This window comes from Burkholderiaceae bacterium, assembly GCA_024235995.1.
Taxonomy (GTDB): Bacteria; Pseudomonadota; Gammaproteobacteria; order Burkholderiales; family Burkholderiaceae_C; genus Ottowia.
This window is the reverse complement of record JACKLI010000001.1, coordinates 2,969,672-2,985,137: the sequence shown is the minus strand read 5'-3', so window position 1 is coordinate 2,985,137 and position 15,466 is coordinate 2,969,672. Positions and strand designations below refer to the sequence as shown.

The window sequence follows — 15,466 nt, the reverse complement described above, 5'->3', positions numbered from 1 at the left end:
CGAATCCGCAGCCCAAGCCATGCCGGCCGATACCTCCACCGACACGCCGATCGAGCTGTGCGCCTCCGCCGACCTGGCCGAAGGCGGCCTGGCCGTGCCCTTCGACGTGGTCTGCGACGGCGAGCCCTGCCGCGCTTTCGCCATCCGCTTCGAAGGGCGCGCGCACGCCTACCTGAACCGCTGCACGCACGTGGCGATGGAGCTGGACTGGCAGCCCAACCGCTTTTTCGACGACACCGGCCAGTGGCTGCTGTGCGCCTCGCACGGCGCGGTGTACGCGCCCGACACCGGCGAGGGCGTGGCCGGGCCGTGCCAGGGCGGCCTGCTCAAGATCGAGCTGACCGAGGCCGATGGCACGGTGCGCTGGCAGCCCACCGAGCGCCTGCGGCCGGTGGTGTTCTGAACGCGCTCGGCGCGTCATTTTTTAATCATTTGGGCCTCTGGCCCGCTCGGAATCTGCCCAAACAGCTATGGAAAACGAAGTGAACATCGACGGCAAACCGGTGGCCTGGGAACGCGCCACGATCGAGAAACTGGTGCTGGCCCAGGTGCGCGAGCAGCGGGCGGCGCGCCGCTGGCGCATGCTGCGCACCCTGCTGTGGATGGCGCTCTTCGGCGCGCTGGTCTGGCTGCTGGCGCGCGACCAGTGGTCGGCCGCCACCGTGCCCAGCGGGCCGCACACGGCGCTGGTGACGATCCGCGGCGAGATCGCCGACCGCAGCGAGGCCAGCGCCGAGTCCGTGCTGCCGGCCATGCGCAGCGCGCTGGAGGATTCGGACACCAAGGCGCTGGTGCTGCTCATCAACTCGCCCGGCGGCAGCCCGGTGCAGGCGGGCCTGATCAGCGACGAGATCCGCCGCCTGCGCAAGCTGCACGGCAAGCCGATCTACGCCGTGGTGGAGGAGACCTGCGCCTCGGCGGCGTACTACATCGCCTCGGCGGCCGACGACATCTACGTCGACAAGGCCAGCATCGTCGGCAGCATCGGCGTGCTGATGGACGGCTTCGGCTTTGTCGGCACCATGGACAAGCTGGGCGTGGAGCGGCGCCTGCTGACGGCCGGCGCCAACAAAGGCTTTCTGGACCCGTTCAGCCCGCAGACCGAGACGCAAAGGCAGTTTGCCCAGGTCATGCTCGACCAGATCCACCAGCAGTTCATCGACTCCGTCAAGCGGGGCCGCGGCGACCGCCTGAAGGCCACGCCCGAGACCTTCAGCGGCCTGTTCTGGACCGGGGAGCAGGCCATCGGCATGGGCCTGGCCGACGGCTACGGCAGCCTGGATTCGGTGGCGCGCGACGTGGTCAAGGCCGACAAGCTGGTGGACTACACCAACAAGGAGAACCTGGCCGAGCGCGTGGCCAAGCGCTTTGGCGCAGCCCTGGGGCAGGGCGCCGTGGCGGCGCTGCGCGTGCTGCCGGCGCTGCGCTGAGGTTTCAGTCCGGCGCCACGTCGAAGCCTGCGGGCGGCAGGCCTTGCGCGTGGCGCGCGGCCATGTGCTCGAAGGCGCGCTCCAGGTGGCGCGTGAAGCGCCGCGTGTCGAACAGCGGCGCCGTGGGCGTGCCCGCCGCCAGCCGCTGGCGCAGGCCGCGCAGGGTCTCGGGTTCGCGGGCCAGGCGCAGCGCCAGCGCCTCGTACTCGTCGGCCGAACGGGTGATCAGCTCGGGCAGGCCCACGGCATCCAGCAGGCTGGCGGCCATGCGGCCGGCGAAGGTGTGGCCCAGCTGGGTCAGCACCGGCAGGCCGGCCCACAGCGCGTCGCTGACGGTGGTGCCGCCGTTGAAGGGCAGGGTGTCCAGAAACAAATCGGCCTGGCGGTACTGCGCCAGGTACTGCGCGTAGGGCCGGCGCTGGGCAAACACCAGCCGCTCGGGCGCCACGCCGCGCGCCTGTGCCTCGGCGCGCAGGTTCTGGCGCGCCGTCTCGCCGTCGCCCAGCAGCCACAGCACGGCCTGCGGCAGCTGGCGCAGCAGGTGCATCCAGCGGTCGAACACCCGGGGGTTGATCTTGTACGTGTTGTTCAGGCAGCAGAACACGAAGCCGTGCCCGGGCAGGCCCAGCTCGGCGCGCGAGGGGGTGTCGGGGGCGATGGGGCGCGCATCGTCGTTGGCCTGGAACGAACCGGGCAGGCGCACGATGTGCTCGGAAAAGGCGTGGGCCTGGTCGCCGGGCGTGACCCAGCGGTCACCGAGGATGTAGTCCACCTGAGCCATGCCCGAGGTGCCGGGATAGCCCAGGTACTGCACCTGGATGGGCGCCGGCCGCCGCGCCAGAATGCCGGGGCGGGCGTGGGTGGTCAAGCCGTTGAGGTCGACCAGGATGTCGATCCGGTGCCGGGCGATCAGGCGCGCCGCCTCGGCGTCGCCCAGCGCGTGGAGGTCGATGAAGTGCTCGAACGCCGCCTGCGCGCGCCGGCGCTCGGGCGAGTCGTCGGCCTGCGGATAGGTGGAGAACGCGAAGGTCTCGAAGCGGCGGCGGTCATGGGCCTCGAACATGCCGGCCATCAGGTGGCTGACGGCGTGCGCGCGCAGGTCGGACGACAGGTAGCCCAGGCGCAGGCGCCGCCCGGCTGGGTTGTGGAACGCGGGCGCGGCGGGCTCTTGCGGCACCTGGCTTTCGGCGGCGGCGAGGGCCCGGTTGGACCGCAGCAGGTCGTCGGCGCTGGCGTCCGGATGGGCCAGGGTGGAGAGGGTGACCGAACCGGCCGTGCCCGACCGCAGCAGGCGCAGCACCTCGTCGAACAGCTCGGGCAGGCCGGCCCAGTGCGCGGTTTTCAGCATCGCGTCCATCAGCCACAGGGCGATGCCGGCGTGGGCCGGGTCGGCGGCGTGCGCCTGCTGCAAGGGCGCCAGCGCGGCGGCCGGCCCCTCGACCCTGGCGAGCGCCTGCGCCAGGCCCAGCAGCACCTGCGGCGAGTCGGGCGCCAACCGCGCCGCCTGGCGCAGGCGCTCGAGCGCCAGGTCCGGGCGGCCCAGCTGCTGCAGCACGCTGCCGAACTTGAGCCAGCCGTCGGCGCTGCCGGCGTCCAGCGCCACGACCTTCTCGTAGCAGGCCAGGGCGTCGGGCAGGCGCCGCGCTTTTTCCAGCACCTCGCCCAGCGCCAGCCAGGAGCGGGGCTGGCGCGGGTCGGCGTCGGTGGCGCGCTCGAAGCTGGCGATCGCTTCGTCCAGCCGGTGCAGCGCGAGCAGGACGTGGCCGCGGTTGAGCCAGGCGTGCGCATGCCCCGGTGCGATGCGCACCGCCTGGCTGAAGCTGGCCAGCGCCGCGTCGTGCTGCTGCAGCGCGTGCAGCGTGTTGCCGCGGTCGTACCAGATGTTGGCGCTGCCGGGCTCGATGGCCAGCGCGCGGTCGAACCAGGCCACGGCGTCCTGCGGCTGGCCGGTTTGCGAGCAGGCGGTGCCCAGCAGGCAAAGAAGCTGGGTGTTGCGCGGCTGCAGCGCCAGCGCCTGGCGCAGCGGCTGCAGGGCGTCGGCGGGCCGGCCGCCGACCATCCGCGCCATGCCGAGCAGCTGCCAGGCCTGCGCATGGGCGGGTTGCGCTTGCACGATGGGCCCGCACAGCGCCTCGGCCTGCGCGGCCTGGCCGGCGTTGAACAGCTCGACGGCGCGGGCGAAGCGATCGGCCGTGCCGGTGGCGGCGCGCGCCGGGGCGCTGGGGTGGGGCTTGGACTTGGACATCGTGTGGGCCTTGCTCGGCCAGGCAGGGCGTCAGCGCCGTGACGTTCGGGGTTCAGCGGCCGATGGCATACACGGCCGGCATGGCCAGCGCGGCGGGCGCCGGCGTCGCGCGCCGCCATTGCGCCACGCTCTGGCTGGTGCAGCGCGCCTGGGCCAGCGTCAGGCCCTGGCAGACGGCCAGCTGCGTCGTGGGTTGCAATTCATGCAGCAGGGCCTGCAGCAGCGCGGCGTTGCGGTAGGGGGTTTCGATGAACAGCTGGGTCTGGCCGCTCTTGCGCGCCAGGGCTTCCAGCTCGCGCAGGCGCTGCGCGCGGGCGGCCGCGTCCTGGGGCACGTAGCCGACGAAGGCGAAGCTCTGGCCGTTCAGGCCGCTGGCGGCCAGCGCCAGCAGGACGGACACCGGCCCCACCAGCGGCACCACCTCGATGCCCAGCGCATGCGCGGCGCGCACCACCGAGCTGCCGGGGTCGGCCACGGCCGGCATGCCGGCCTCGCTGACCAGGCCCATGTCGTGCCCCTGCAGCGCGGCGGCCAGCAGCGGCCGGGCGTCGGGCAGGGCGCTGGCGCGGTCGTGGTCGCCCTTCTTGTGCACGGCGCGCGGCAGTTCGGCGATGGCCTGCGCCTGCAGCGGCTGCGCCAGCGGCACGACGGCGTCGACGCGCTTGAGGAAGGCGCGCGTGGACTTGGCGTTTTCGCTGATCCAATGTGTGATGCCGGCGGCCGCCTGCAGCGTGCCCAGCGGCAGCACGTCGGCGAGCGGCGCCTGCGTGTCGCAGCCGTGGTCCAGCGGGGTGGGGACCAGCAGCAGACGGCCAGGGGTTGGGCTCATGGCAGCACCCGGCCGGCGGCGCGCAGCATGCGCGCGGTGCGGATCAGCGGCAGGCCGACCAGCGCCGTGGGGTCGTCGTTGTGGATGGCCTCCAGCAGCGCGATGCCCAGACCCTCGCTTTTGGCGCTGCCGGCGCAGTCGTAGGGCTGCTCGGCGCGCAGGTAGCGCTCGATCTCGCCGTCGCTCAGGGGCCGAAAGCGCACCTCCACCGCGGCCAGGTCGCTCTGCTCGAAGCCGGTGGCCCGGCACACCACGGACAGCGCGGTCTGGAAGATCACCGTCTGCCCGCTCATGGCGCGCAGCTGCGCCACGGCGCGCTCGTGCGTGCCGGGCTTGCCCAGCGGCTGGCCGGCCAGGTCGGCCACCTGGTCGGAGCCGATGACGATGGCCTGCGGATGGCGCGCCGCCACGTCGCGCGCCTTGGCCAGCGCCAGCCGCCGGGCCAGGGCGGGCGGGGCTTCGCCGGGCTGCGGGGTTTCGTCCACGTCGGGCGCGGCCACGTCGAAGGGCAGGCCCAGGCGGGCCAGCAGCTCGCGCCGGTAGCGCGAGGTGGAGCCCAGGATCAGCGGTCGGTCGGCGGCAGGCAGGCAGGGGGCATCGCTCATGCGGGCGATTCTCTTACACTGCCCGCATGAGTTTCCGGTTTCAGCCCCAGCATCTGGATGTGGCGGCCTTTGCAGGCGCCAAGGCCCACCTGTCGGCGCGCGATTCACTGCAAAAATACGAGCGGCTTGCGATTGAAGTACGCGGGCCAGAGCCCGATTTGACGGTTGAATGGCAGGTGCAGGGCGAGCAGCGCAGCGCCGCCGACGGCGTGGCGCGGCCGGCGCTGCATGTGCAGGCCCAGGCCCGCCTGCCGCTGACCTGCCAGCGCTGCATGGGCGAGGTGCGGGTGGATGTCCGGGTCGATCGCCATGTGCTGTTCGCGGCGGACGAGGACAGCGCGGCGGCGCTGGACGACGTGTCCGAGGACGACGTGCTGGCGCTGGCGCCCGAGATCGACCTGCGCGCCTTGATCGAGGATGAGCTGCTGATGGCCCTGCCCCTGGTGCCGCGCCACGAGGTGTGCCCGCAGCCGGTCAGGCTGTCGGCGCAGGACGCGGATTTCGACGCCGCGCAGGAGCAGCGGCAGCACCCGTTTGCCGCGCTGGCGGCGCTCAAGGACGGCAAGAAGCCCTGAGCCGTTCGGGACGGCGGCCGCCCCGACCTACTTGGTGCCGAAGATGCGGTCGCCCGCGTCGCCCAGGCCGGGCAGGATGTAGCCGTGATCGTTGAGCTGGCGGTCGATGGCGGCGGTGTAGATCGGCACGTCCGGATGGGCCTTTTGCAGGGTGGCGATGCCCTCGGGCGCGGCCAGCAGGCACAGGAACTTGATGGAGCGCGGCGTGCAGGCCTTGATGCGCTCGATGGCCGCGGCCGCCGAGTGGCCGGTGGCCAACATCGGGTCCACCACGATCACGTCGCGCTCGGCCATGTCGGCCGGCATCTTGAAGTAGTACTCCACCGCCTGCAGCGTCTTCGGGTCGCGGTACAGGCCCACGGTGCCCACGCGGGCGTTGGGCACCACGCGCAGCAGGCCGTCGAGCATGCCGTTGCCGGCGCGCAGGATCGAGGCGAACACCAGCTTCTTGCCGTCGATCATGGGGCTCTGCATTTTTTCGAGCGGCGTTTCGATCTCCACCAGGTGCGTCGGCATGTCGCGCGTCACCTCGTAGGCCATCAGCATCGCCAGTTCGCCCAGCAGGGTGCGAAAGCTGGTGCTGCTGGCCTCCTTGTTGCGCATCAGGGTCAGCTTGTGCTGCACCAGCGGGTGGGTGATGTGGTGGACTTGGGCTGGGGTGGCGGGCGGCATGCGGGGGATTTTAGACAGGCAGCCGCGTGTCGGATCAGCGCAGTTTCAACAAGCGGTCCAGCGACCAGCGGCCGCCGCCTTCGCGCATCAGCAGCATCAGCGGCACCGCCCAGGTCAGGTGGGTGGGCCAGGCGTCGGGGTAGACGAAGATTTCGATCACGGCGGTCATCACCAGCAGGGCCAGGGCTGCGCTGCGCGTGAACAGGCCCGCGAACAGCAGCAGCGGAAACAGGTGCTCGGCATAGGTGGCCAGGTGCGCGGCCAGCCCCGGGTCGATCAGCGGCAGCTTGAACTCGTCGGTGAACAGCGCGATGGCGCTGTCGCTCACATGCAGGCCGTGATCGACCTTGGTGCGGCCCGACAGCCAGAAGGTGGCGCCGATGCCGAACCGGGCGGCCAGGGTCAGCAGCTCGGTGCAGGGCAGCAGAAAAGGGCGGCTCCACACGGCGTTGTAAAGGCGATTGAAAGCGTTCATGTTGTTTGGACTTGCGTTGCGTTGAGGGTGAGCGCGCCGGCCTGCGCCAGCGTGGCCAGCAGGGCGCTGGGGTTGGCATCGGGTTCGGCCTGCAGGGCGTGGGCCAGCGCTTCGGGCAGGGTGTGGCCGGCGGCGCAGGCGTCCAGAAAGGCGCAGGCGGCGCGGGAGGCCGGCTGCCAGACCACTCGGTCCGCAGGGCGGGTGATCAGGGCGCCTTCGCCTTGCCACAGCAGGTCGCGGCCGGGGTCTTCGTCGGCGCGGGTGCGCGACCATAGGGTGTAGGCGGGCAGGGCGTCGTCCCACAGCCAGCGCGCGGCCGGGTGCGACTGCAGCCGCAGCGTGGCCAGGGCCTGCTCGTGGCTGGCCAGGCGGGCCAGATCGCCCGCGCCCAGCACGGGCGCGTCGGCGGCCACGTGGCTTTCGCTCCACAGCCGGTCCAGTCGCGCCACGGCGGGCAGGTAGGGCAGCGCCTGGGCGGGCGCGTAAGTGGTCAGGAACTCGGGAAATTTTTCACCGTAGAGCAGCAGCGGGCCGGCCTGGGGCGGCTGCTGGCGGGCGTAGATGGCGGCAGCATCGTCGAACCAGGCCGCGCCGGTGAGCTTGACGATGGAGGGAAACTGCGCCTGCAGCGCGTCCATGCAGCCCTTGAGCACGGTGTTGCGGTAGACCGCGAAGCCGGGTTGGCGGGTCAGCTCGTCCAGTTCGGGGCTGTCGGCCATCAGCGCCCGGGCAAAGCGCTGCTGAAAATCGGCCATGGATCGAGGCGCGCAAGCGGTGTTCATGCGATGGCCCCCGCAGTGCATGCGTGCAGCAGAGCGTGGGCGCGGTTGCGCTCGGCCAGCAGGACGTCGAAGGCGGGCACCTTGCCTTCGCGCTCGACCAGCGTGGGCACCGGGCCGGTGCGCTCGATCACGGATTGGTACAGCGCCCACACGGATTCGGAGATGGGGGCGTCGTGCGAGTCGATCCACAGGGCCTGGCCCAGGCGCGGGTCGGCACTGTGGCCGGCGATGTGGATTTCGGCCACGGCCTCCAGCGGGTATTCGTTCAAATAGCTCTGGGGTGCAAAGCCGAGGTTGTGCGCGGAGACTTCGACGTTGTTCACGTCCAGCAGCAACTGGCAGCCGGTGCGCCGCACCAGCTCGCGCAAGAAATCGGGCTCGCTCCAGTCGTGTGCGTCCACGCGCAGGTAGTGCGAGGGGTTTTCGACCGCGATGGGCCGGCCGATGGCGTTTTGCGTGCAGTCGATGTTGCGCGCGATGGTGTTCAGCGCCTCGGTGGTGCGGGGCGTCGGCAGCAGGTCGGGCACCCAGGTGCAGCCCCAGTGGCACCAGGCCAGGTGCTCGGACACCAGGGCCGGCTCGAAGCGCCGCACGAAGGCGGCCAGCTGCTTCAGGTATGGGGCATCGGGCAGGGCATGCCCGGCCAGGGAGAGCGACACGCCATGGACGGACAGCGGATGCCCCTCGCGCAGGGCGTGCAGCCACGCCAGGCGGGGGCCGCCGGCCACCATGTGGTTTTCCGGGTGCACCTCCAGCCACAGCCCGGGCGTGCGGCATGGCAGTGCCGCGTCGAAGTGCTCGGGCATGAGGCTGATGCCGGCGCTCAGGCGGCGGGTGTCCATGGCGTGCTCTCTCGCTGGGCGTGGATCAGGCGCCGATGGGCGTGAGCGAGCCCATGCCCTTGGGGGTCTTGATGCTGGTGCAGGTGCCGGCGGGCACGTTCTTCCAGGCGTTGCCCTGGTAGTCGGTCTTGGCCGTGCCCGCGCAGGTGGTGCCGGCGCCGGCCTTGCAGTCGTTGTGGCCGGCCATGGACACGCCATAGCACTTTTCCATCTTGACGGGCATCTTGTCCTTGCCCATGTCGTCGGCGCGGGCGGCGGTGGAGACGATGGCGCTCAGGCTCAGGGCGGTGAGGGCGGCGAGTTGGACGGTCTTGTTCATGAAAAATCTCCTTGAAGGAACCGATACGATCGGCGGGTTGAAAGATCGACCACGATGGCGGTCACCACTCCATTCGAATGCCTGAGCTCGCCGGTTACGCCAGATGTTCAAATGGAGCAAAAATTTTTTTATTGGCCGCCGCGATCCGGGCGTAACCTTTGCCTGGGCTGGGACGAACTCAGCGTTGCGCCACTCATCCAATGCCCGTCTCCGACACCGAAACCGAACTGCGTGCGCTGATGCTGGCCGGCCTGGCGGGCGACGAGGCGGCCTACCGGCGCTGCCTGCAGAAGCTGGCCGCCCACCTGCGCGCCTATCTGGGGCGGCGCCTGTTCGGCTGGCCCGACGACGTGGAGGATCTGGTGCAGGAATGTCTATTGGCCATGCACAACAAACGCCATACCTATCAGGCCGACCAGCCGTTCACGCCCTGGGTGCACGCCATCGCGCGCTACAAGCTGATCGACCTGCTGCGTGCGCGCGGCGTGCGCGAGGCCCTGCACGATCCGCTGGATGAGGAGATGGCCCTGTTCAGCGCCAGCGAGCACGACGCGCTGGATGCCCGCCGCGACGTGCTGGGCATGCTGCAAAGCCTGCCCGACAAGCAGCGCCGCTCGATCGAGTGCGTCAAGCTCGAGGGCCTGTCGGTGGCCGAGGCGGCGCGCCTGACGGGCCAGTCCGAGTCGGCGGTGAAGGTGGGCATCCACCGGGGATTGAAGGCGCTGGCGGCGCGCTTTGGCGCCAACCAGCGCCTGGAGGGCCAGGCATGAAAACCGACGATCTGATCAAGCTGCTGGCCACGCAGCCCGCCGCCGAGCGGCAGGCCCCGGCGGGCGCAGCGCTGGCGCGCGCGGTGGGGCTGGGGCTGCTGGGGGCCTTGCTGATCATGCTGGCCGGCTATGGGACGAATCCGGCCTTGCCGCAGTTGCTGGGCACGCCCATGTTCTGGTTCAAGCTGGGCATGCCGGTGGTGGTGGCGCTGAGCGCGGCGCGGCTGGCGGCCCGCCTGGCGCGCCCCGGCATGGGCCCGGGCCGCGCAGGGTGGGGCATTGCGCTGGCCGTGGCGCTGGTGTGGATCGCGGCGGTGGCGCAATGGCAGGCCACCCCGGCGCCGGAGCGCGCGGCCTTGCTGTGGGGGCAGACCTGGCTCAGTTGTCCCTTCAGCATCGGCCTGATCGGGCTGCCGGTGCTGGTGGGCAGCCTGCGCGCCTTGCGCGAACTGGCGCCGACCCGGCTGCGGTTGGCGGGCGCGGCCGCCGGGGCGCTGGCCGGTGGTGCCGGCGCGGCCGTCTATGCCTTGCACTGCCCCGAGTTCGGCGCGCCCTTTCTGGCGGTGTGGTACGTGCTGGGCATGGCGCTGCCGGTGGCGGCGGGCGCCTGGCTGGGGCCGCGCGTGCTGCGCTGGTGACGGCGAGCACGCAACACGCCGCAGGCTTGCGTCAAGAACTATCGAAAATATAGCTCACTGCGCTTGTCCGGCGCCGGCTGCGGCCCGATTTTGCTTTGATTCAGCGCTTGCGCCCGCCCAGCAGGCTGCCCAGCGCACCGCGCAGAAATTCGCGGCCCATACGGCGCATCTCGCCCTTGACCACGGTCTGCACCATGCCGTCGTACTGGCCGCCGCGCGGGCCGGTGCGGCCGAACAGGGCTTCCTTGACCACCGTGCCCACGCTGCCCAGCAGGCCGCCGTCGGCCGCGCCGCCGGCCGCGGGCGCGCCGCTGCCGTTGCCGCCACCGGGGGCTGCGCCCGCGCCCGTGCGCTGGGCCAGCTTCTCGTAGGCCGACTCGCGGTCCACCGCCTGCTCGTAGGTGCCTGCCACCAGCGAGCCGGCCATCAGCGCCTTGCGCTCGTCGTCGGTGATGGGGCCGATGCGGCTGCCGGGCGGGATGACGAACAAGCGCTCGGTCACGCCGGGGCGGCCCTTGGCGTCGAGCAGGCTGACGAGCGCCTCGCCGGTGGCCAGCTCGGTGATGGCGGCCTCGACGTTCAGCTTGGGGTTGCCGCGCATGGTCTCGGCCGTGGCCTTGACGGCCTTCTGGTCGCGCGCGGTGAAGGCGCGCAGGGCGTGCTGCACGCGGTTGCCCAGCTGCGCCAGCACGGTGTCGGGCACGTCGATCGGGTTTTGCGTCACGAAGTACACGCCCACGCCCTTGCTGCGCACCAGGCGCACCACCAGCTCGATGCGCTCGAGCAGCACCTTGGGCGCGTCGTTGAACAGCAGGTGCGCCTCGTCGAAGAAGAACACGAATTTGGGCTTTTCGGGGTCGCCGATCTCGGGCAGGCGCTCGTACAGGTCGGACAGCAGCCACAGCAGGAAGCTGGCGTACAGGCGCGGCGCGGTCAGCAGCTTGTCGGCGGCCAGGATGTTGACGACGCCCTTGCCGCCGACGGTCTGCATCATGTCCTCCAGGTTGAGCATGGGCTCGCCGAAGAACCTGTCGCCGCCCTGGCTCTCCAGCGTCAGCAGGCCGCGCTGGATGGCGCCCACGCTGGCGGTGCTGACGTTGCCGTACTGGGTGGTGAAATCCTTGGCGTTGTCGCCCACGTGCGCCAGCATGGCGCGCAGGTCCTTCAGGTCGAGCAGCAGCAGGCCCTGGTCGTCGGCGATCTTGAACACCAGGTTCAGCACGCCGGCCTGCGTGTCGTTCAAATCCAGCATGCGCGCCAGCAGCAGCGGCCCCATGTCGCTGATGGTGGCGCGCACCGGGTGGCCCTGCTCGCCGAACACGTCCCACAGCGTGGTGGGGCACTGGGTGGGCGGCGGCGGCTCCAGCCCGCGCTCCTTCAGCACCTGGGCGATCTTGCCCTCGATGCGGCCGGCCTGGCTGATGCCCGTCAGGTCGCCCTTGACGTCGGCCATGAACACCGGCACGCCGATGGCCGAGAACGACTCGGCCATTTTCTGCAGCGTGACGGTCTTGCCGGTGCCGGTGGCGCCGGTGACCAGGCCGTGGCGGTTGGCCAGGCCGGGCAGCAGGAAGGCCTGGAGATCGCCGTTCTGGGCCATGAGGATGGGATCGGCCATGGGCACTTGCCTTTGAAAAGTAAAATCGCCCGATTATCAAGCGACTTTTTTGAAGAAGGTGAGAGCGTCATGGCCGGCCACAGCAAATGGGCAAACATCCAGCACCGCAAGGGGCGCCAGGACGAGAAGCGCCAGCGCATCTGGACGCGCGTGGTGCGCGAGATCATGGTGGCCGCGCGCACCGGCGGGGGCGACCCCACGGCCAACCCGCGCCTGCGCCTGGCCATCGACAAGGCCAAGGCCGCCAACATGCCGGCCGACACCATCAAGCGCAACATCGACAAGGCCACCGGCAACCTCGAGGGCGTGAGCTACGAGGAGATCCGCTACGAGGGCTACGGCATCGGCGGCGCGGCGATCATCGTCGACACCATGACCGACAACCGCGTGCGCACCGTGGCCGACGTGCGCCACGCCTTCAGCAAGTACGGCGGCAACATGGGCACCGAGGGCTCGGTGTCGTTCCAGTTCAAGAACGTGGGGCAGATCGTGTTCGCCCCCGGCGTGAGCGAGGACCAGGTGATGGAGGTGGCGCTGGAGGCCGGCGCCGACGACGTCATCACCGACGAGGACGGCGCCATCGAGGTGCTGACCGCGCCGGGCGCCTTCGAGGCCGTGCGCGACGCGCTGGCGGCCGCGGGCCTGGCGCCTGAGGTGGCCGAGGTGACGCTGCGCGCCGACAGCAGCATCGACCTGGCGGGCGAGGACGCGCAGAAGATGCAAAAGCTGCTGGACGTGCTGGAAGACCTGGACGACGTGCAGAACGTCTATCACAACGCCAACGTCGACCTGGGCGAGTGACGGCAGCATGAAAGTCCTTGTCATCGGCGGCGGCGGCCGCGAGCACGCGCTGGCCTGGAAGCTGGCGCAGTCGCCCCGGGTGCAGCAGGTGTTCGTGGCGCCCGGCAACGGCGGCACGGCGCGCGACGCCAACCTGAAGAACGTGCCCCTCACCGACGTGGCGGCGCTGCGCGACTGGGCGCTGGCCGAGAAGATCGCGCTCACGGTGGTCGGCCCCGAGCAGCCGCTGGCCGCGGGCGTGGTGGACGACTTTCGCCAGCACGGCCTGCGCATCTTCGGCCCCAGCCGGGCGGCCGCGCAGCTGGAAAGCTCCAAGGCCTTCAGCAAGGCCTTCATGCAGCGCCACGGCATTCCCACCGCGGCGTACGATACCTTCACCGACGCCGCGGCGGCGCGCGCCTACGTCGACCGGCTGGGCGCGCCCATCGTCGTCAAGGCCGACGGCCTGGCCGCCGGCAAGGGCGTGGTGGTGGCGCAAACCGTGGCCGAGGCGCATGCCGCCATCGACGACATGCTGGGCGGTAACCAGCTGGGCGTGGCGCACAACGAAGGCGGCGCGCGCGTCGTGATCGAGGAGTTCCTGCACGGCGAGGAAGCCAGCTTCATCGTGCTGTGCGACGGCAAGAACGTGCTGCCGCTGGCCACCAGCCAGGACCACAAGCGCCTGCTGGACGGCGACGCCGGCCCCAACACCGGCGGCATGGGTGCGTACTCGCCCGCGCCGGTGGTCACGCCCGACATCCATGCGCGCGCGATGCGCGAGATCATCCTGCCCACCGTGCGCGGCATGGAGCAGGACGGCGTGCCCTTCACCGGTTTCCTGTACGCCGGCCTGATGATCGACGCGCAGGGCCACCCCAGGACGCTGGAGTTCAACACCCGCATGGGCGACCCCGAGACCCAGCCCATCCTGATGCGCCTGAAGTCCGACCTGCTGGAGGTGCTGCTGGCCGCCACCGCCGGCAAGCTGGACACGGTGCAGCTGCAGTGGGACCGGCGCGTGGCCCTGGGCGTGGTGATGGCCGCGCACGGCTACCCGCAGGCGCCGCGCAAGGGCGACGTGATCGTCGACCTGCCCGCCGTGCAGGACGACGCCATGGTGTTTCACGCCGGCACCGTGCTGGACGGCGACCAGGTCAAGACGGCAGGCGGGCGCGTGCTGTGCGTCACCGTGCTGGCCGACTCCGTCAAGCAGGCGCAGGTGCGCGCCTACGACGTGGCGCGCCAGATTCACTTCGATGGGGCGCAGTACCGGCGCGACATCGGGCATCGGGCGGTGGTGTGAGCCACGCTGCATGCGCCCTCGCCCAACCGCACACACGCTGACATGACCGACTTCAACACCCAGGTCCGCCATTACCTCATCGGCCTGCAGGCCCGCATCATCGACGCCATCGAAGGCGTGGACGGCCAGGCCCAGGCCGTGCGCGACGCCTGGCAAAAAGCGCCCGGCGATACGCTGCAGGGCGAGGGCATCACCCGCATCATGGAAGGCGGCGCGGTGTTCGAGCGCGCGGGCTGCGGCTTCTCGGATGTGCGCGGGCCGCGCCTGCCGCCCTCGGCCACGCAGCACCGGCCCGAGCTGGCCGGCGCGCCCTTCGAGGCCATGGGCGTGTCGCTGGTGTTCCACCCGCGGAGTCCCTATGTGCCCACCGTGCACATGAACGTGCGCATGATCTCGGCCGGCCAGCCGGGCAGCGAGCCCGTGCGCTGGTTCGGCGGCGGCATGGACCTGACGCCTTACTACGGCTTCGACGAGGACTGCCGGCACTTCCACGCCACCTGCCGCGACGCGCTGGCGCCGCTGGGCGGCGACCTGTACGGCCGCTTCAAGCCCTGGTGCGACGAGTATTTTTTCAACAAGCATCGCGGCGAGGCGCGCGGCATCGGCGGCATCTTCTACGACGACTTCGCCGAGGGCGGGCCCGAGCACGGCTTTGCGCTGATGCGGGCGGTGGGCGATGCTTTTTTGAACGCCTACCTGCCCATCGTCGAGCGCCGCCGCGCCACGCCCTGGAGCGAGCGCGAGCGCCAGCATCAGCTGCATCGGCGCGGGCGCTACGTCGAGTTCAACCTGGTGTGGGACCGCGGCACGCACTTCGGCCTGCAGTCGGGCGGGCGCACCGAGTCGATCCTGCTGTCCATGCCGCCGCTGGTGGCGTGGGCCTACCAACGCACACCCGAGCCCGGCACGCCCGAGGCGCGGCTGACCGAGCACTTCCTGGTGCCGCGCGCGTGGGTCTGAATCCCGCGCCCCAGCGCATCGGCGTCTACGGCGGCGCCTTCGATCCGCCGCATACGGCGCACCTGGCGGTGGCGCGCGCGGCCATCGACCAGCTGGCACTGGACGTGCTGCACGTGATTCCCACCGGCGACGCCTGGCACAAGTCGCGCCCGCTGTCGCCCGCGCGCGACCGCCTGGCGCTGTGCCGGCTGGCCTTTGCCGGCTGGCCGAGGGTGCGGGTCGACGACCGCGAGCTGCGGCGCCTTGGGCCCACCTACACCATCGACACGCTGGGCCAATTGCGTGCGCAGCACCCGCAAGCCGAGCTGTTTCTGATCATCGGCAGCGACCAGGCCGATGCCTTCGCGCGCTGGCGCCAGGCGCAGGACATCGTCTCGATTGCTACCGTTGCGATAGCTTGTCGGGCAGATGCAGCGGGGGCCAGCGCCCCGTTCGATGCCGAACATGCGCTGCCGGGCCTGCCGCTGGCCGGTGCGCGCGGCGTGCGGCACCTGCGGCTGCCGGCGCTGCCGCACAGCTCCACCGACATCCGTGCCCGCGTGGCCGCCGGGCGCGGCATCGCCCGTCTGGTGCCCGCCGCGGTGGCGCGGTATATTGCCGACCATCATCTCTACTCAAGT

At 71.0% G+C, this 15,466-nt stretch carries 17 protein-coding genes and 1 pseudogene; 9 read left to right on the top strand and 9 right to left on the bottom strand.

All coding sequences use genetic code 11. The features are described 5' to 3' along the window. Positions 1-19: 19 nt before the first annotated feature. Together H6927_14280 and H6927_14275 are read left to right on the top strand one after the other, a co-directional pair. On the top strand, positions 20-403 hold the full coding sequence (locus H6927_14280) for a Rieske 2Fe-2S domain-containing protein (protein ID MCP5219266.1): 384 nt from the start codon (positions 20-22) through the stop codon (positions 401-403). A 67-nt stretch (positions 404-470) separates the two neighbouring features. Further along, positions 471-1,430 carry a S49 family peptidase gene (locus H6927_14275; GenBank protein ID MCP5219265.1) on the top strand — a complete coding sequence of 320 codons (960 nt, stop codon included), beginning with the start codon at positions 471-473 and terminating at the stop codon, positions 1,428-1,430. Between the two features lie 4 nt (positions 1,431-1,434). Here H6927_14275 and H6927_14270 read toward each other — a convergent pair whose 3' ends face one another. The 3 genes from H6927_14270 to maf are packed head-to-tail and all read right to left on the bottom strand — an operon-like array spanning position 1,435 to position 5,109. Continuing rightward, entirely contained in the window at positions 1,435-3,675 is a 2,241-nt protein-coding gene (locus H6927_14270) for a tetratricopeptide repeat protein (protein MCP5219264.1), read from the bottom strand. A 52-nt stretch (positions 3,676-3,727) separates the two neighbouring features. Then, positions 3,728-4,504: an SAM-dependent methyltransferase gene (locus tag H6927_14265; GenBank protein ID MCP5219263.1), complete on the bottom strand. Its 777-nt coding sequence runs from the start codon at positions 4,502-4,504 to the stop codon at positions 3,728-3,730. Continuing rightward, a complete protein-coding gene (gene maf / locus H6927_14260; GenBank protein MCP5219262.1) occupies positions 4,501-5,109 on the bottom strand; it encodes a septum formation inhibitor Maf in 609 nt (202 codons plus the stop codon). Before maf ends, H6927_14265 begins: the two co-directional genes overlap by 4 nt. Before the next feature lie 26 nt (positions 5,110-5,135). Between maf and H6927_14255 the strand changes: the two genes are divergently transcribed. Continuing rightward, complete coding sequence (locus tag H6927_14255; protein MCP5219261.1) at positions 5,136-5,684, top strand: DUF177 domain-containing protein; 549 nt, start codon at positions 5,136-5,138, stop codon at positions 5,682-5,684. 27 nt (positions 5,685-5,711) lie between these two features. On the opposite strand, the gene upp is transcribed toward H6927_14255, so the two are convergent. Genes upp through H6927_14230 form a run of 5 tightly spaced genes read right to left on the bottom strand, consistent with a single transcriptional unit; the run spans position 5,712 to position 8,774 of the window. After that, the gene (upp, locus tag H6927_14250) at positions 5,712-6,356 is read right to left on the bottom strand and encodes a uracil phosphoribosyltransferase (GenBank protein ID MCP5219260.1); all 645 of its coding nucleotides are present in this window, start codon (positions 6,354-6,356) and stop codon (positions 5,712-5,714) included. A gap of 34 nt (positions 6,357-6,390) precedes the next feature. Further along, complete coding sequence (locus tag H6927_14245; protein MCP5219259.1) at positions 6,391-6,831, bottom strand: DoxX family protein; 441 nt, start codon at positions 6,829-6,831, stop codon at positions 6,391-6,393. Beyond that, positions 6,828-7,613 (bottom strand): putative DNA-binding domain-containing protein, encoded by a 786-nt coding sequence (locus H6927_14240; protein MCP5219258.1) that lies wholly within the window; start codon positions 7,611-7,613, stop codon positions 6,828-6,830. Before H6927_14240 ends, H6927_14245 begins: the two co-directional genes overlap by 4 nt. Then, on the bottom strand, positions 7,610-8,455 hold the full coding sequence (locus H6927_14235; protein ID MCP5219257.1) for a DUF692 domain-containing protein: 846 nt from the start codon (positions 8,453-8,455) through the stop codon (positions 7,610-7,612). Before H6927_14235 ends, H6927_14240 begins: the two co-directional genes overlap by 4 nt. A gap of 25 nt (positions 8,456-8,480) precedes the next feature. After that, positions 8,481-8,774, bottom strand: coding sequence for a DUF2282 domain-containing protein (locus tag H6927_14230; GenBank protein MCP5219256.1), 294 nt, complete (start codon positions 8,772-8,774; stop codon positions 8,481-8,483). A gap of 200 nt (positions 8,775-8,974) precedes the next feature. Between H6927_14230 and H6927_14225 the strand changes: the two genes are divergently transcribed. After that, entirely contained in the window at positions 8,975-9,544 is a 570-nt protein-coding gene (locus tag H6927_14225; protein ID MCP5219255.1) for a sigma-70 family RNA polymerase sigma factor, read from the top strand. Then, a complete protein-coding gene (locus H6927_14220; GenBank protein MCP5219254.1) occupies positions 9,541-10,182 on the top strand; it encodes a DUF1109 domain-containing protein in 642 nt (213 codons plus the stop codon). The genes H6927_14225 and H6927_14220 overlap by 4 nt, the downstream gene beginning before the upstream one ends. A gap of 100 nt (positions 10,183-10,282) precedes the next feature. Here the strand turns inward: H6927_14220 and H6927_14215 are convergent, their stop codons facing one another. Further along, positions 10,283-11,800, bottom strand: a complete 1,518-nt coding sequence (locus tag H6927_14215; GenBank protein MCP5219253.1) for a DUF853 family protein — start codon at positions 11,798-11,800, stop codon at positions 10,283-10,285. Between the two features lie 69 nt (positions 11,801-11,869). Here H6927_14215 and H6927_14210 point away from each other — a divergent pair, with 69 nt between their 5' ends. The 4 genes and pseudogenes from H6927_14210 (at position 11,870) to nadD (ending at position 15,466) form a co-directional block, all read left to right on the top strand. After that, entirely contained in the window at positions 11,870-12,601 is a 732-nt protein-coding gene (locus H6927_14210) for a YebC/PmpR family DNA-binding transcriptional regulator (protein ID MCP5219252.1), read from the top strand. A 7-nt stretch (positions 12,602-12,608) separates the two neighbouring features. Further along, positions 12,609-13,886: a phosphoribosylamine--glycine ligase gene (gene purD / locus H6927_14205; GenBank protein ID MCP5219251.1), complete on the top strand. Its 1,278-nt coding sequence runs from the start codon at positions 12,609-12,611 to the stop codon at positions 13,884-13,886. Positions 13,887-13,928: 42 nt separating this feature from the next. Further along, positions 13,929-14,846 (top strand): oxygen-dependent coproporphyrinogen oxidase, encoded by a 918-nt coding sequence (gene hemF / locus H6927_14200; protein MCP5219250.1) that lies wholly within the window; start codon positions 13,929-13,931, stop codon positions 14,844-14,846. Continuing rightward, a pseudogene (nadD, locus tag H6927_14195) lies at positions 14,843-15,466 on the top strand (nicotinate (nicotinamide) nucleotide adenylyltransferase). The gene hemF and the pseudogene nadD overlap by 4 nt, the downstream one beginning before the upstream one ends.

What these genes read in the sequence shown, in the direction of transcription:
- H6927_14275 (MCP5219265.1), top strand. Translation starts at nt 471, where the DNA reads ATGGAAAACGAAGTGAACATCGACGGCAAACCGGTGGCCTGGGAACGC.
- H6927_14270 (MCP5219264.1), bottom strand. Translation starts at nt 3,675, where the DNA reads ATGTCCAAGTCCAAGCCCCACCCCAGCGCCCCGGCGCGCGCCGCCACC.
- H6927_14215 (MCP5219253.1), bottom strand. Translation starts at nt 11,800, where the DNA reads ATGGCCGATCCCATCCTCATGGCCCAGAACGGCGATCTCCAGGCCTTC.
- maf (MCP5219262.1), bottom strand. Translation starts at nt 5,109, where the DNA reads ATGAGCGATGCCCCCTGCCTGCCTGCCGCCGACCGACCGCTGATCCTG.
- H6927_14240 (MCP5219258.1), bottom strand. Translation starts at nt 7,613, where the DNA reads ATGAACACCGCTTGCGCGCCTCGATCCATGGCCGATTTTCAGCAGCGC.
- H6927_14230 (MCP5219256.1), bottom strand. Translation starts at nt 8,774, where the DNA reads ATGAACAAGACCGTCCAACTCGCCGCCCTCACCGCCCTGAGCCTGAGC.
- H6927_14280 (MCP5219266.1), top strand. Translation starts at nt 20, where the DNA reads ATGCCGGCCGATACCTCCACCGACACGCCGATCGAGCTGTGCGCCTCC.
- H6927_14225 (MCP5219255.1), top strand. Translation starts at nt 8,975, where the DNA reads ATGCCCGTCTCCGACACCGAAACCGAACTGCGTGCGCTGATGCTGGCC.
- upp (MCP5219260.1), bottom strand. Translation starts at nt 6,356, where the DNA reads ATGCCGCCCGCCACCCCAGCCCAAGTCCACCACATCACCCACCCGCTG.
- H6927_14210 (MCP5219252.1), top strand. Translation starts at nt 11,870, where the DNA reads ATGGCCGGCCACAGCAAATGGGCAAACATCCAGCACCGCAAGGGGCGC.
- hemF (MCP5219250.1), top strand. Translation starts at nt 13,929, where the DNA reads ATGACCGACTTCAACACCCAGGTCCGCCATTACCTCATCGGCCTGCAG.
- H6927_14220 (MCP5219254.1), top strand. Translation starts at nt 9,541, where the DNA reads ATGAAAACCGACGATCTGATCAAGCTGCTGGCCACGCAGCCCGCCGCC.
- H6927_14245 (MCP5219259.1), bottom strand. Translation starts at nt 6,831, where the DNA reads ATGAACGCTTTCAATCGCCTTTACAACGCCGTGTGGAGCCGCCCTTTT.
- H6927_14265 (MCP5219263.1), bottom strand. Translation starts at nt 4,504, where the DNA reads ATGAGCCCAACCCCTGGCCGTCTGCTGCTGGTCCCCACCCCGCTGGAC.
- H6927_14255 (MCP5219261.1), top strand. Translation starts at nt 5,136, where the DNA reads ATGAGTTTCCGGTTTCAGCCCCAGCATCTGGATGTGGCGGCCTTTGCA.
- H6927_14235 (MCP5219257.1), bottom strand. Translation starts at nt 8,455, where the DNA reads ATGGACACCCGCCGCCTGAGCGCCGGCATCAGCCTCATGCCCGAGCAC.
- purD (MCP5219251.1), top strand. Translation starts at nt 12,609, where the DNA reads ATGAAAGTCCTTGTCATCGGCGGCGGCGGCCGCGAGCACGCGCTGGCC.